At 70.8% G+C, this 12,431-nt stretch carries 15 protein-coding genes; 9 read left to right on the forward strand and 6 right to left on the reverse strand.

Annotation, left to right across the window (positions count from 1 at the left end; all coding sequences use genetic code 11):
• Positions 1 to 8: 8 nt before the first annotated feature.
• The 5 genes from GA0070561_RS21520 to GA0070561_RS21540 all read left to right on the forward strand — a co-directional run bounded on the left by GA0070561_RS21520 (position 9) and on the right by GA0070561_RS21540 (position 3,101).
• Complete coding sequence (locus GA0070561_RS21520) at positions 9 to 431, forward strand: roadblock/LC7 domain-containing protein (RefSeq protein ID WP_091403761.1); 423 nt, start codon at positions 9 to 11, stop codon at positions 429 to 431.
• A 5-nt stretch (positions 432 to 436) separates the two neighbouring features.
• Complete coding sequence (locus tag GA0070561_RS21525; protein ID WP_030337267.1) at positions 437 to 823, forward strand: DUF742 domain-containing protein; 387 nt, start codon at positions 437 to 439, stop codon at positions 821 to 823.
• Positions 804 to 1,415: a GTP-binding protein gene (locus GA0070561_RS21530; RefSeq protein WP_030491535.1), complete on the forward strand. Its 612-nt coding sequence runs from the start codon at positions 804 to 806 to the stop codon at positions 1,413 to 1,415. Before GA0070561_RS21525 ends, GA0070561_RS21530 begins: the two co-directional genes overlap by 20 nt.
• 85 nt (positions 1,416 to 1,500) lie before the next feature.
• The gene (locus GA0070561_RS21535; RefSeq protein WP_091403763.1) at positions 1,501 to 1,836 is read left to right on the forward strand and encodes a YciI family protein; all 336 of its coding nucleotides are present in this window, start codon (positions 1,501 to 1,503) and stop codon (positions 1,834 to 1,836) included.
• Between the two features lie 5 nt (positions 1,837 to 1,841).
• Positions 1,842 to 3,101 carry an RNA polymerase sigma factor gene (locus GA0070561_RS21540; protein ID WP_244166364.1) on the forward strand — a complete coding sequence of 420 codons (1,260 nt, stop codon included), beginning with the start codon at positions 1,842 to 1,844 and terminating at the stop codon, positions 3,099 to 3,101.
• Positions 3,102 to 3,113: 12 nt separating this feature from the next.
• Here GA0070561_RS21540 and GA0070561_RS21545 read toward each other — a convergent pair whose 3' ends face one another.
• Together GA0070561_RS21545 and GA0070561_RS21550 are read right to left on the reverse strand one after the other, a co-directional pair.
• Entirely contained in the window at positions 3,114 to 3,302 is a 189-nt protein-coding gene (locus tag GA0070561_RS21545; RefSeq protein WP_091403772.1) for a DUF397 domain-containing protein, read from the reverse strand.
• Entirely contained in the window at positions 3,293 to 4,060 is a 768-nt protein-coding gene (locus GA0070561_RS21550) for a DUF5753 domain-containing protein (RefSeq protein WP_091403773.1), read from the reverse strand. The genes GA0070561_RS21545 and GA0070561_RS21550 overlap by 10 nt, the downstream gene beginning before the upstream one ends.
• Positions 4,061 to 4,386: 326 nt before the next feature.
• Between GA0070561_RS21550 and GA0070561_RS21555 the strand changes: the two genes are divergently transcribed.
• Together GA0070561_RS21555 and GA0070561_RS21560 are read left to right on the forward strand one after the other, a co-directional pair.
• Positions 4,387 to 4,617 carry a hypothetical protein gene (locus GA0070561_RS21555; RefSeq protein ID WP_244166365.1) on the forward strand — a complete coding sequence of 77 codons (231 nt, stop codon included), beginning with the start codon at positions 4,387 to 4,389 and terminating at the stop codon, positions 4,615 to 4,617.
• 57 nt (positions 4,618 to 4,674) lie between these two features.
• Complete coding sequence (locus tag GA0070561_RS21560) at positions 4,675 to 5,148, forward strand: hypothetical protein (RefSeq protein WP_091403777.1); 474 nt, start codon at positions 4,675 to 4,677, stop codon at positions 5,146 to 5,148.
• 75 nt (positions 5,149 to 5,223) lie between these two features.
• On the opposite strand, the gene GA0070561_RS21565 is transcribed toward GA0070561_RS21560, so the two are convergent.
• Positions 5,224 to 8,076 (reverse strand): aconitate hydratase, encoded by a 2,853-nt coding sequence (locus GA0070561_RS21565; protein WP_091403779.1) that lies wholly within the window; start codon positions 8,074 to 8,076, stop codon positions 5,224 to 5,226.
• A 213-nt stretch (positions 8,077 to 8,289) separates the two neighbouring features.
• On the opposite strand from GA0070561_RS21565, the gene GA0070561_RS21570 reads away from it, so the two are divergent.
• A complete protein-coding gene (locus tag GA0070561_RS21570; protein ID WP_244166366.1) occupies positions 8,290 to 9,051 on the forward strand; it encodes a DedA family protein in 762 nt (253 codons plus the stop codon).
• 66 nt (positions 9,052 to 9,117) lie between these two features.
• On the opposite strand, the gene GA0070561_RS21575 is transcribed toward GA0070561_RS21570, so the two are convergent.
• The 3 genes from GA0070561_RS21575 to GA0070561_RS21585 form a co-directional block, all read right to left on the reverse strand.
• Entirely contained in the window at positions 9,118 to 9,780 is a 663-nt protein-coding gene (locus tag GA0070561_RS21575) for a C39 family peptidase (RefSeq protein WP_091403782.1), read from the reverse strand.
• Between the two features lie 816 nt (positions 9,781 to 10,596).
• Complete coding sequence (locus GA0070561_RS21580; RefSeq protein WP_091403785.1) at positions 10,597 to 11,319, reverse strand: alpha/beta hydrolase; 723 nt, start codon at positions 11,317 to 11,319, stop codon at positions 10,597 to 10,599.
• A gap of 65 nt (positions 11,320 to 11,384) precedes the next feature.
• Entirely contained in the window at positions 11,385 to 11,573 is a 189-nt protein-coding gene (locus tag GA0070561_RS21585; RefSeq protein ID WP_091403788.1) for a hypothetical protein, read from the reverse strand.
• 19 nt (positions 11,574 to 11,592) lie between these two features.
• Here GA0070561_RS21585 and GA0070561_RS21590 point away from each other — a divergent pair, with 19 nt between their 5' ends.
• Entirely contained in the window at positions 11,593 to 12,417 is an 825-nt protein-coding gene (locus GA0070561_RS21590; protein ID WP_091403791.1) for a hypothetical protein, read from the forward strand.
• Positions 12,418 to 12,431 lie beyond the last annotated feature (14 nt).

Consider the following 12,431-nt stretch of genomic DNA (forward strand, 5'->3'; position numbering starts at 1 on the left):
ACGACGAAGTGACCCAGAAGACGGCTTCGAGCGCCGACCTGACGTGGTTGCTGGATGACCTGGTGGGCCGGGTGAAGCAGGCCGAACACGCGGTCGCGCTCTCCACCGACGGCCTCTTGATGGCCTCCTCCCAGGGGTTGAGCCGGGACGACGGCGAGCACCTCGCAGCGATGGCGGCCGGCATCCAGAGCCTCGCCCGAGGCGCCGGCAAGCGTTTCGGTGGTGGGCAGGTGCAGCAGACCATCATCGAGATGCAGTCATCGTTCCTGTTCGTCACCGCGGCCGGCCGCAACGCCTGCCTGGCGGTACTGGCCAGCGAGGACGCCGACGTCGGCCTGATCGCCTACGAGATGGCGATGCTGGTCACCCGCGTCGGCAAGTACGTCGCATCGCCGTCGCGCGGCACTGATCAGCAGGTCGGCGAGAGGTAGCGGCGATGACGGTCCAGGGGGAGTCCGCAGACCATCAGTGGGTGGATGACCACGCGGGTCCGGTGGTGCGTCCGTACGCGGTGACGCGTGGTCGGGCCCGCCCGGTCACCGGCACATTCGACCTGATCTCCCTGGTCACGGCGACCCGAGCCGAGGTCACGCCCGAGGTCGGTCTCGGTCCCGAGCATTTGGCGATCGTCGGGCTGTGCCAACGCATACAGTCCGTCGCCGAGATCGCCGCCCATCTCGACCTGCCGGTGGGCACCATCCGGGTGCTCCTCGGTGATCTGGCGGCCCGCAGCCTGGTGCAGGTCCGCGAGCCGCAGACCACGGCCGGTCTTCCCGACAACAGCATCTTCGAGGCGGTAATCAATGGACTACGGGCACTCTGACCGGCCGGCGGGAGCGACGCCACTGCCCACCGCGATCAAGATCCTGGTCGCGGGCGGCTTCGGCGTGGGCAAGACGACCATGGTTGGCGCGGTCAGCGAAACCCGGCCGTTGCGCACCGAGGAGGTGCTGACGGAGACGGGGGTCGGCATCGACGACCTCTCCGGGGTGGAGGGCAAGACCACCACCACCGTGGCCATGGACTTCGGCCGGATCACCATCAGCGACGACCTGGTGCTGTACCTGTTCGGTACGCCGGGGCAGGACCGGTTCTGGTTCGTCTGGGACGAGTTGGCGTTGGGGGCGATCGGCGCGGTGGTGCTGGCCGACACCCGCCGGCTCGCCGACTGCTTCCCCTCGATCGACTACTTCGAGGGTCGGGGCACGCCCTTCGTGGTGGCGGTGAACTGCTTCCAGGACGCCCGGCAGTACCGGCTCGACGAGGTGCAGGCCGCGCTGAACCTGGACCCTGGTGTGCCGGTGCTGCTCTGCGACGCCCGGCAGCGTGAGTCCAGCAAGGAAGTGCTCGTCACGCTGATGGAGCACGCCATGAAGACCCGCGAGGCCCGTCGCCGCGCTGCCAGCGGAGACTGACCGAAGTTTTTCGGGGGAGGGTGTCCGGAACACCGCGGGCCGATCGTCATGCTGGCGACACCCCGAGAAACCAGGGAGCGACCAGATGAAGTACATGATGTTCGTTTGCAGCGACACCCAGCCGGACACCGACCCCACCGAGCTACCCGACATCGAGAAGTGGGTGGCGGAGAACGACTCTCGGGGCCGCCGCCTGACCGGCAACGTCTTCGCGTCGCCCAGCGCGGCCACCACCGTCCGTGTTCGCGACGGTGAGCTGCTCGTGTCCGAGGGGCCGTTCGCGGAGACCGCCGAGGTGATCGTGGGCTTCGACCTGCTCGACTGCGCCGACCTGGACGAGGCGATCGAGGTGGCCCGCACCCACCCGATGGCCCGCAACGGGCGACTGGAACTGCGTCCGTTCGCGGACCTGTCCGACTGACGAGGTTGTCCACCTCGCAGCGCCGGTCGGTGCGCAACCCGGCACCGGCCGGCGCGGCGGCGGCGGAGGCCGTCGCGGAAGCCAGCCTCGAGGCGTACCCCCGGATCGTCGCGACCCTGATCCGGGTGACCGGGGACTGGGCGTTGGCCGAGGACTGCGCTCAGGAGTCGTTGACCGTCGCGCTGGAGCGTTGGCCCACCGACGGTGTGCCGGCCAACCCGGGCGGCTGGCTCATGACGGTGGCGCGCAACCGGGCGATCGACGTGCTGCGCCGGGCCACAGTGGAGCGGCGCAAGCTGCACGACCTGGCGTTGCTCACGCCAGACGAGGCGCAGCCCGAGCCCGAGGCGGGGCAGGACGTGGTGGACGACCGGCTGCGTCTCATCTTCACCTGCTGCCATCCGGCGCTCGCGATCGAGGCCCGGGTGGCGTTGACGCTGCGAACGGTCTGCGGCGTGCCCACCGCCGACATCGCGCGCCTGCTGCTGGTCAGCGAGTCGACGATGACCCGCCGGTTGACCCGGGCGCGCACCCGCATCGCCCAGGCCGGCATCCCGTACCGGGTGCCGAGCGGGCCGGCGCTGACCGAGCGGCTGCCCGGCGTCCTCGCCGTGCTGTACCTGCTGTTCACCCGGGGCTACGTCGCCGACGGCGAACCGGCCTTCGCCGACGAGGCGGTCCGGCTGGCCCGGCTGCTCGACCGGCTGATGCCCGACCAGTCCGAGGTCGCCGCGTTACTGGCGCTGTGCCTGTTCCAACACTCCCGTCGGGACGCCCGCCGCGACGCTGCCGGCAACCTGCTCACCCTGGAGCGGCAGGACCGTGACCGGTGGGACCGCGCCGCCATCGCCGAGGGCCTGGCCGCCCTCGATCGGGTACGCCACGACGGGCCGTACGCGTGGCAGGCCCGGATCGCCGCCTGCCACGCCACCGCCGCCTCGGCCGACGAGACCGACTGGCCGACGATCGCGCGAGCCTACGACGCGCTCGCCGACCTCCGCCCCTCACCGGTGATCGCGCTCAACCGTGCGGTCGCACACGGGTACGCGTACGGGCCGGCCGCCGGGTTGGTAGTGCTCGACGCGGCGCGCGCCGGGGGCGGCCTGGATGGCTATCCGCTCGCCGTGGCGGTGCAGGCCGATCTGGTGGCCCGGCAGGGCGACCGCCTGCGTGCGGAAGGGCTGTTCCGGGAGGCGGCGGCAGCGGTGGGCTCAACCGCCGAGCGCCGTGCGCTGCTCGACCGGGCCGACGAACTCGCCCGGTAGGGCAGTGGGGGGTCAGCCGCGCTTGGCCAACACCAGGAACCGGGCCCAGGCCGCCGGGTCGAAGGCGAGCGCCGGACCGGCCGGGTCCTTCGAGTCACGTACGCCGATGACGCCCGCGAGGTTGTCGGCCACCTCGACGCAGTCGCCGCCGTTGTTGCCACTCTTGCTGCTCTTGCGCCACCGAGCGCCGGTCAGGTCCATGATGCCGCCGCTTCCCTGATGAGATTGAGGGACTGCGCGCGCGACAGGGCGCCGTCGCGAATGCGTTCCCACCGTCGGTCGAATGTAGCAACGTCGGCTACCTTGTCGATGAGCTGTGCTTGGGCCTGGCTGTCGACGTGCGCGACCCGCGCTCCGTCCGGCATCTCGGCCACTGTGAACGGGCCACCGAGGCCCGGATACATGCCGACGTCGGCGGGCACGACGAACAGCGACACGTTCGGCAGCGCGGCCTGCTCGGCCAGCCGCTCGCACTGCTCCCGCATCATGGCCCGGTCGCCGCCGAGGGTGCGCCGCAGGACTCCCTCGTCGAGGACCGCGACGAGCAGCGGCGGGCGTTCCCGGCGCAGGATTGCCTGCCGGCTCAGCCGCGCCTCGGCGAGGTCGTCGGCCTCGGCCGGTGTCAGCGCCTCACCGACCAGTGTCGCCAGCGCGTACGCCTTGGTCTGAAGGAGGCCCGGTATCCACGCGAGCTGAAACGACCGCAGCGACAGTGCCTCGCGCTCGATCTCGGCCCAGGGCCGGAACCAGGCCGGCGTCCGGCGCTTCAGCGCGTCCGGCCACAGCTCATCGACGTTCCGGCCGAGCAGCTCGGCGACCCGCGCGCGATGACGAGTCTGCGGAATTCGTCCCGTGCTCGCCCACTTGGCGGCCGTCTTCGGATCGACACCAATCTGAGCAGCGAGACTGTCCGCCGTGTGGCCCCTCTCGGCCATCGCCGCCTGTACGGCTCGATTCATCTCCAGCCCCTCCAGAACGTTCCAGACGTCGGAAGGAAATACTTCTACGCGGTGTGATCGTTTGGCAACCCTCGGCAGGGTGCTGTGTAGACAGCATCGACGAGGGAGCACCGGATGGCCGAGGACAGGTCCTGCAACCGCCCACACCGGCCGGGCAATCGACCGGGCCAGCCGGCCTCGCTCCGCGCGAACGTCACCGGCCCGACCGGGCCACGACACCCTCCGTACCGTGGTCCCGGTCGCGCGGAGAACGTCGTACCCGAATCACGCTGGCGGTCCCGGTGCGTCCCGCCGGTCGCGCACACCGCCGACGGCCCGCTGTGGACGTGCGACGCCTGCGGTCAGGACTGCCCTGCCCGGCGCTGCGAGCGACCCCGACGGACGCTGCCCGTCGCGCGACCCTGATCCCCGAGTTCTCCCGGATCACCCGCCGGGCGATCCGCGACCTGCGCGGCCAGCCGGGCGGCCCCGATCCGGTCGCGATCGTCCGCCGCTTCCTCTGGTTCCTACCGCTCACCGACGAGGAGGCCCGAGCGGTCGCGCTGCGGCTGCGCTGAGCGCTCACCCCTGTCCCGCACCCCTGCCGGCGCAGCGGCTATCGATATGGTGGCCGCATGGCGTTGCCGTTCGTCGTTGCCCTGCGCGGTTATGACATGCGTCAGGTCGAGACTCTCTTCGCCGAGGTCGATGGGGCTCTGGTCGCCGAAAGCGCTGCGTCACGGGCTGCCGCGCGAGACGCGCTTCGGGCGACCACCCTGCGGCGGCGGATACGGGGTTACGCTCCCCGGGACGTGGATGCGGCGATAGCCCAACGGCTGGCTGCACTCGCGCTCCCGGCACCCCGGAGCGGCGCGGTACGACCACCTGCCATCACGCCGTTGTCGTTCGTGGTGACTCTGCGCGGTTACGACATGCGTCAGGTCGAAAGTCTCTTCGCCGAGGTCGATGGGGCTCTGGCTACTGACAGCGCTGTGTCACGGGCTGCCGCGCGAGACGCGCTGCGGGCGGTCAGCCTGCGACGACGGTTACGTGGCTACGAAGTCCAGCAGGTAGATGCGGCGATAGGCGAGCGACTCCGGGCGCTCTGACCGCAAGCCCTCTTCGGTGGACGGCGAAGGCCGCCCCCGCCGAAGCGGGAGCGGCCCTCGACCAGCCGTACGCGATCAGTTGGCGATCATGCGGCGCAGCACGTACTGCAGGATGCCGCCGTGCCGGTAGTAGTCCGCCTCACCGGGGGTGTCGATCCGCACCACGGCGTCGAACTCCACGCCGGTGTCAGTGCTGACCTGCACGGTGCGCGGGGTCTCACCGTCGTTCAGGGCGGTCACCCCGGTGATGGTGAACGTCTCGGTGCCGGTCAGGCCGAGCGACTCCGCGGTGACGTCCACCGGGAACTGGAGCGGCAGCACGCCCATCCCGATCAGGTTGGAGCGGTGGATCCGCTCGTACGACTCGGCGATGACCGCCCGGACGCCCAGCAGCATCGTGCCCTTGGCCGCCCAGTCGCGCGACGAGCCCGAGCCGTACTCCTTGCCGGCCAGCACGACCAGCGGGATGCCGGCCTCCTGGTAGGCCACCGAGGCGTCGTAGATCGAGGTCTGCTCGCCGGTGAGGTGGTTGACGGTGAAGCCGCCCTCCACCCCGGGCACCAGCTGGTTGCGCAGCCGGATGTTGGCGAAGGTGCCCCGGATCATCACCTCATGGTTACCCCGGCGGGAACCGTACGAGTTGAACTCGTGGCGCGGCACGCCGTGCTCGGCCAGGTACGAGCCGGCCGGGGAGTCCGCCTTGATCGCGCCGGCCGGCGAGATGTGGTCGGTGGTCACCGAGTCACCCAGCTTGGCCAGCACCCGGGCAGCGGAGATGTCGACGACCGGGCTCGGCTCCTGCTGCATCCCCTCGAAGTACGGGGGCTTGCGCACGTAGGTGGAGTCGTTCTCCCAGGCGAAGGTGTCGCCGGTCGGGGTCGGCAGCGACTGCCACCGCTCGTCGCCGGCGAAGACATCGGCGTACGCGGCGCTGAAACCGGTGGCGCCGATCGCCTGGGCGATGACGTCCTGGATCTCGGCGCTGTTCGGCCAGATCTCGCGCAGGTAGACCGGGTTGCCCTCGGAGTCCTCACCGATCGGCTCGTTGGCCAGGTCGATGTCCATGGTGCCGGCCAGGGCGTAGGCGACCACCAGCGGCGGCGACGCCAGGTAGTTCATCTTGACGTCCGGGTTGATCCGGCCCTCGAAGTTCCGGTTGCCCGAGAGCACCGAGACCACCGACAGGTCGTGCTCGTTGACCGCGGCGGATACCTCCTCGGGCAGCGGGCCCGAGTTGCCGATGCAGGTGGTGCAGCCGTAGCCGACCAGGTTGAAGCCGAGCTTGTTCAGGTACGGCGTGAGGGCGGCCCGCTCGTAGTAGTCCATGACGACCTTCGACCCGGGCGCCAGGGTGGTCTTCACCCACGGCTTGCGGGTCAGGCCCTTCTCCACAGCGTTGCGGGCCAGCAGCGCGGCACCGATCATCACCTGCGGGTTGGACGTGTTGGTGCAGGAGGTGATCGCGGCGATCACCACGGCGCCGTGGTCCAGCTCGTACTCGACGCCGTCCGCGCCGGTGACGCGGACCGGGTTGCTGGCCCGGCCACCCGCGCCGACCGCGGCGGTCTCCAGGTCACGCGGCTCGTCGGCCGGGTCGCTGAACTCGTTGGCCGGCGGGTCGCTGGCCGGGAAGGACTCGGCGCTGGCCTCGTCGGCCGGGCCGTTGGCGCCGCGCGGCAGCTCCTCGCGGGGGACACCCGGCTTGAGGTCGCGCTCGCCGACGGAGTCGTCGGCCACGTAGTCGGTCAACGCGGAGCGGAACAGCGTCTTCGCAGCACCCAGCGGCACCCGGTCCTGCGGGCGCTTCGGGCCGGCGAGCGACGGCTCGATGGAGCCGAGGTCCAGCTCCAGGCGCTCGGAGTAGTCCGGCTCGGCGTCCGGGTCGTGCCAGAGGCCCTGCTCCTTGGCGTACGCCTCGACGAGCGCGACCTGCGCCGCGTCGCGGCCGGTCAGCTCCAGGTAGCGGATCGTCTCCGCGTCGATCGGGAAGATCGCCACGGTGGAGCCGTACTCCGGGGACATGTTGCCGATGGTGGCGCGGTTGGCCAGCGGCACTGCGCCCACGCCGGGGCCGTAGAACTCGACGAACTTGCCGACCACACCGTGCTTGCGCAGCATCTCGGTGATGGTCAGCACCAGGTCGGTGGCGGTGGTGCCGGCCGGCATCTCACCGGAGAGCTTGAAGCCCACCACCCGGGGGATCAGCATGCTGACCGGCTGGCCGAGCATCGCGGCCTCGGCCTCGATGCCGCCGACGCCCCAGCCCAGCACACCCAGGCCGTTGACCATGGTGGTGTGCGAGTCGGTGCCGACCACCGTGTCCGGGTACGCCTGGCCGTTGCGCTCCATGATCGTGCGGGCCAGGTACTCGATGTTGACCTGGTGCACGATGCCGGTGCCCGGCGGGACGACCTTGAACTCGTTGAACGCGGTCTGACCCCAGCGCAGGAACTGGTAGCGCTCCTTGTTGCGCTCGTACTCCAGCTCGACGTTGCGGGCGAACGCGTCCTCGCGGCCGAACAGGTCGGCGATGACCGAGTGGTCGATGACCAGCTCGGCCGGGGCGAGGGGGTTGACCTTGCTGGCGTCGCCGCCCAGGTCACGTACGGCCTCGCGCATGGTGGCCAGGTCGACCACGCAGGGCACGCCGGTGAAGTCCTGCATCAGGACCCGCGCCGGGGTGAACTGGATCTCCACGCTCGGGGCGGCGGTGGAGTCCCACCCGCCGAGCTGGCGGATGTGGTCGGCGGTGATGTTCGCGCCGTCCTCGGTCCGCAGCAGGTTCTCCAGCAGGATCTTTAGGCTGTACGGCAACCGCGCGTGGCCGTCCACCTTGTCGATCTTGAAAATCTCGTAGCTCGCGTCTCCGACGCGTAGCTGGGTCTTCGCACCGAAGGTGTCGAGGCTCGCCACGTCGTACTCCTTCACACCAGCGACCGTGAGTAGTCCTGAGCAGTCTGTCGCACCGGTCGGGGTGCCGCCGAGGTTAGGTGACACTTACCGCCCGATTCCGCTTCCAACAAAACCGTACGTCCGTCTTGCTATCTACGCAACCTGGCGTCACGGGTCGGGTGACCCACGACCGCGCCGCGCCGTCGGCTCGGCGGGGTAGGGTCGGGGCCGATTCGGAAGGGGTGCCGAGTGATCGACGTTCAGCACTGGCTCTCGGCGCTGCCTCCGGGCGTGGTCTACCTGCTCGTCGCCGGCGTGATCGGCGTGGAGAGCATGGGCGTCCCGCTGCCCGGCGAGATCGTCCTGGTCAGCTCCGCCCTGCTCGCCGCCACCGGAGTGGTGGAGCCGGAGTGGGTGGCCAGCGCTGCGGCGTTCGGCGCCATCGTCGGCGACTCCGTCGGGTACGCCGTCGGCCGACGCGGCGGTCGCCCGCTGCTCGCCCGGCTGGGCAGACGGTTCCCCAAGCACCTGGGCCCGGCGCAGCTCGCCCGTGCCGAACAGAGCTTCGCGCGGCACGGAGTCTGGGCGGTCTTCTTCGGTCGGTTCGTGGCACTGCTGCGGATCCTGGCCGGGCCGCTCGCCGGGGCGCTGCACGTGCCGTACCGCCGCTTCCTGGTGGCGAACGCGGCCGGCGGGTTGGTCTGGGCCTTCGGCACGACATACCTGCTCTACTCCGTTGGCCGGGCGGCCGAACACTGGCTGAAGGACATCTCCTGGGCCGGGCTGGTCCTCGCGGTGCTCGCCGGGCTCGGCAGCACCTGGTGGCTGCGCCGCCGCGCGCACCGCGTCGCGTCGGCCGACGGCGCTGCCGACATGACGGCGGCCGAGGTGCCTTCCGGCGGTCAGTCTGCCGGGGCGGCTTCGGTCGGTCAGTCTGCTGCGGCGCCTTCCGGCGGTCAGGCGGCTGTGGTGGCCCCCGGCGTTGAGCCGACCCGCGCGGGCGAGCACTGACCTAGGCATGCCGAAGGGCCGGGCCCCGTGGTGGGGTCCGGCCCTTCGGTGTGTGCTGGTGTGGGGTCAGCTGGTGGCGTAGCCGCGGGTGGCGATCCAGTCGGCGAGGTGCTCGACGCTGATCTGGTAGGAGGCCTGGTTGGGGTCGGCGGAGTCGGCGATGGTGACGGTGTTGCCGTTGTCGCGGTAGCCGACGACGCTGATGTAGTGCCCGCCCTCGTAGGAGTGGGCGACACCGTCGGTGTCGACGCTGGTGCCGGCGATGTTCGCGACCACAGCCCGGCCGTCGTCAACGGTCTGGACGATGTCGGCGCGCAGGGTGTCGGTCTGCTTGGCGTCGGCGTCGGGGGTGCTGATTTCCACGGACCGGTAGGCGTCGTTCTTACCGGTTTCCTTGTTCAGCACGGGGGTGATGTCGTTGATGGAGTTGGTGCCGGCCTCGGTGGTGCCCATTTCCTTGGCCATGTCATCGACGTTGATGTTCTTACCCTGCACACACAGGGCGTTACGGGTCGCGGCGGGCCCGCAGTAGTAGAAGTTCGGCTGCGCCTCGTAGCGCACACCCAGCTCGCGCTCGCTGTGGCCCTTGCGGTCGGTCTGGGTCTGCGTGGTCGGCTTGCCGGTGGTGGGTGCGGCGAAGGCGGTGGTGACGGGGCCGGCGATGGCGCCGCCGGTGAAGGCGAGCCCGGCGGCGGTCAGGGCGGTCTTACGGATCAGATCGGTACGCATGATGGCGTGCTCCTCTGCATCGGGGGTGTGTCCGCACGGCACTCAACGGGGGGTCAGTGCGTGCGGGGAAGTTCGAAGGGGTCCTGCCCGGTGACCCGCGACGAGGGGGTCGGCGTCGGGACAGGGTGTAACCGGTGCCGGTGGCAGGTCATTCCGCCAACCCGGGGTCGGCCTGTCGTGGTGCTCGGCCGTTCGGGGGTGTAACCGGGGCGGCCTGCCGGATGTTCCCGGCCACTGCCACGCACCATGACCTGGGCTGCTGCGGTGGTCTGCCAGGTATAACGACCCGGCCCGGCCGCCGATTCCGCCGCCGGGGTGGCCCCGACCACCCGACAGTCGAGGCAAAACCTGACAAAACACCCACCCTGCCCGGCCGGCGAACCCGACACGGAGGCCAGGGCGGCGTGATCCACTCGGGTTCCTGAACGTCGCGGTGTCCGGGCGCCGAGGATGCCCCGACACCATGAAAGCCGAGCGGATCATGCCGGTCGCGGGGCCCGGATTGAAGCGAGCTGCGCGGTCCAACACGCATCACGTCCCCAAGATCGTGCTAGATCCAGGAAAGAGGCCCCTCGCCGCGCTCAGGAGGCCACTACAACAAGGATCGAGCACGATCATGGGGGCCGCGACGCCTCCACCGTCTTTGCGGGCCGACGGTGCGGGGTGGGCGCGGCCGATGGTGCGGGTGGGCGGTGCGGCCCGACGGTGCGGGGTGGGCGTTGTGGGGCGACGGTGCGGGGTGGGCGGTGCAGGTCGACCGTGCGGGGTGGGCGTTGTGGGGCGACGGTGCTGGCTGGGCGTTTGGGGCGAGAGCGGTCAGGTTGCGCTGAGTAGCTTCACCACCGCGTCGCGGGCGGCCAGGACGGCTGCCTCGGATTGCGGGCCGTGGTTGAGGATCTCGAAGGAGTGCTGGCCATCCGGCACCTCGATCACCTGCATCGGCCAGCCCTGGGCGGTCGCTGCGGGGAGGAACGCGTCGATGCCGGCAAGGACCGGCGGGATGTCCTGGCCGGCGCGGGTCAGCACCAGTGGCACGCCGGTGCCGGAGCTGAGCGCCTCGACCGGTAGGAACCGAGCGTCGACCTCCCAGCCGGGGAACGGGATGAGCAGCGGGTACGTCAGTGCGATCCCGCGTAGCCATGGCGGCGGGACGCGCAACCAGTCGGCCGCGAAGAGGCCGCCACCGGAGAAGAACCACAGCACAACCCGCTCGGGGTCGACCCGCGGATCGGCGCGGACCTGCTCGACCATGGCGGCGATGTCGTCCGCTGCGGCGGGCAGCGCCGACAGGTCGGACACCTGGTAGCTGACCAGCGCGGTGACCACGCCGCTCGCGGCGAGCAGCGCGCCGTAGCCGCGGTAGAGCAACCAGTCGCGGGGGTCGGGCGCGTCGGGTGGCAGCGGAGCGCCGTGCACCACCACGACGGCGGGCGCGGGGCCGGCGTCGGTGGGCAGGTGCAGGTCGACGTTGCCGTGTCGTTCGACCGGCGCGGCCGGGATGGACAGGACGAAGGGCCGCTGTGCGACGGGCGTCGTCATGGCCTCATCGTATCGATCATCAACCTGCCCGGCTGCCCCGATGATGATCTACAAAGGACGGTGGGTCAGGTCGGGTCGCTGGGTTTCGCGGCGTCGCCGGCCTGGGCGTGCCGTTCCAGCAGGCGCTGCCGGATCTCCTCGGGGGTGTACGCGCGCCGACGCCGTTCGGCCCGCGCGATGACCACACCGGAGGCCGCGACGCCGGCGAGCCCGGCCAGCCCGAGAACCTTCCACCACCGCATTCGTTGCCGCATCGGCCTAGGCTAGACCCTCATGAGCATCAGCCTGGATGAGGCCGTCGAGTTGACCCGCACCGGTGACGTGTGGGTGTTCCGGGGTCGTAGCGTGCCGGACCGGGCGATCCAGTTCACCACCAACAGCCCGGTGAACCACGTCGGGATGGCGGTGGTGCTGGACGACATGCCGCCGCTGATGTGGCACGCGGAGTTGGGCAGGTCATTGCCGGACCTGTGGTCGGGCAGCCACCAACGCGGCGTCCAGCTGCACGACCTGCGGGACGCGGTCTGCGTCTGGGCCAACCGGTACGGCCAACGGGCCTGGCTGCGGCAGCTCGACCCGCCGGCCGACGCGGAGATGGAGCGGGCGGTGCTGCGGACGATCGCGCGATTGGACGGCACGCCGTTCCCGTCTACCGCCCAGTTGGCGTGGCGCTGGGTGCGGGGTCGGGTGCCGGCGCTGCCGCGCCCCGGCCGGCTTCCCGCGCTGCCGCATCTCGGTCGGCTGTCGGCGCTGTCACGCCTCGGCCAGCCGACATCTCGACCAACCCCGGGCGACCGCGCCAACCCGACCGACCGTGCCAACCCGGCCGACCGCGTCAACCCGGGCGACCGCGTCAACCCGGGCGACCGCGTCAACCCCTCCAGCTCGGCCCGGTCGGCGGGGGAGCGGGACCGGGCGCTGGAGACGGCGTACTGCGCCGAGGTGGTGGCGGTGACCTATGAGGCAATGGGGTTGCTGCCGGCGGGCCGGCGTCCGAACTGGTATGACCCGGGGCGGTTCTGGAGTGGGGACGACCTGGGTCTGGCCGCTGACGCCCGGTTGGGTTCCGAGATCGAGGTTCAGGTACCGCCGCGCTGAGGTTTGACCTGGGC

Source organism: Micromonospora saelicesensis (genome assembly GCF_900091575.1).
Lineage (GTDB): Bacteria > Actinomycetota > Actinomycetes > Mycobacteriales > Micromonosporaceae > Micromonospora > Micromonospora saelicesensis.

Excerpts from the sequence above, each read along its gene's own strand:
- GA0070561_RS21530 (WP_030491535.1), top strand. The coding sequence starts at position 804 with ATGGACTACGGGCACTCTGACCGGCCGGCGGGAGCGACGCCACTGCCC.
- GA0070561_RS21550 (WP_091403773.1), bottom strand. The coding sequence starts at position 4,060 with ATGAATCGAGCCGTACAGGCGGCGATGGCCGAGAGGGGCCACACGGCG.
- GA0070561_RS21575 (WP_091403782.1), bottom strand. The coding sequence starts at position 9,780 with ATGCGTACCGATCTGATCCGTAAGACCGCCCTGACCGCCGCCGGGCTC.
- GA0070561_RS21545 (WP_091403772.1), bottom strand. The coding sequence starts at position 3,302 with ATGGACCTGACCGGCGCTCGGTGGCGCAAGAGCAGCAAGAGTGGCAAC.
- GA0070561_RS21580 (WP_091403785.1), bottom strand. The coding sequence starts at position 11,319 with ATGACGACGCCCGTCGCACAGCGGCCCTTCGTCCTGTCCATCCCGGCC.
- GA0070561_RS21535 (WP_091403763.1), top strand. The coding sequence starts at position 1,501 with ATGAAGTACATGATGTTCGTTTGCAGCGACACCCAGCCGGACACCGAC.
- GA0070561_RS21560 (WP_091403777.1), top strand. The coding sequence starts at position 4,675 with ATGGCGTTGCCGTTCGTCGTTGCCCTGCGCGGTTATGACATGCGTCAG.
- GA0070561_RS21525 (WP_030337267.1), top strand. The coding sequence starts at position 437 with ATGACGGTCCAGGGGGAGTCCGCAGACCATCAGTGGGTGGATGACCAC.
- GA0070561_RS21585 (WP_091403788.1), bottom strand. The coding sequence starts at position 11,573 with ATGCGGCAACGAATGCGGTGGTGGAAGGTTCTCGGGCTGGCCGGGCTC.
- GA0070561_RS21590 (WP_091403791.1), top strand. The coding sequence starts at position 11,593 with ATGAGCATCAGCCTGGATGAGGCCGTCGAGTTGACCCGCACCGGTGAC.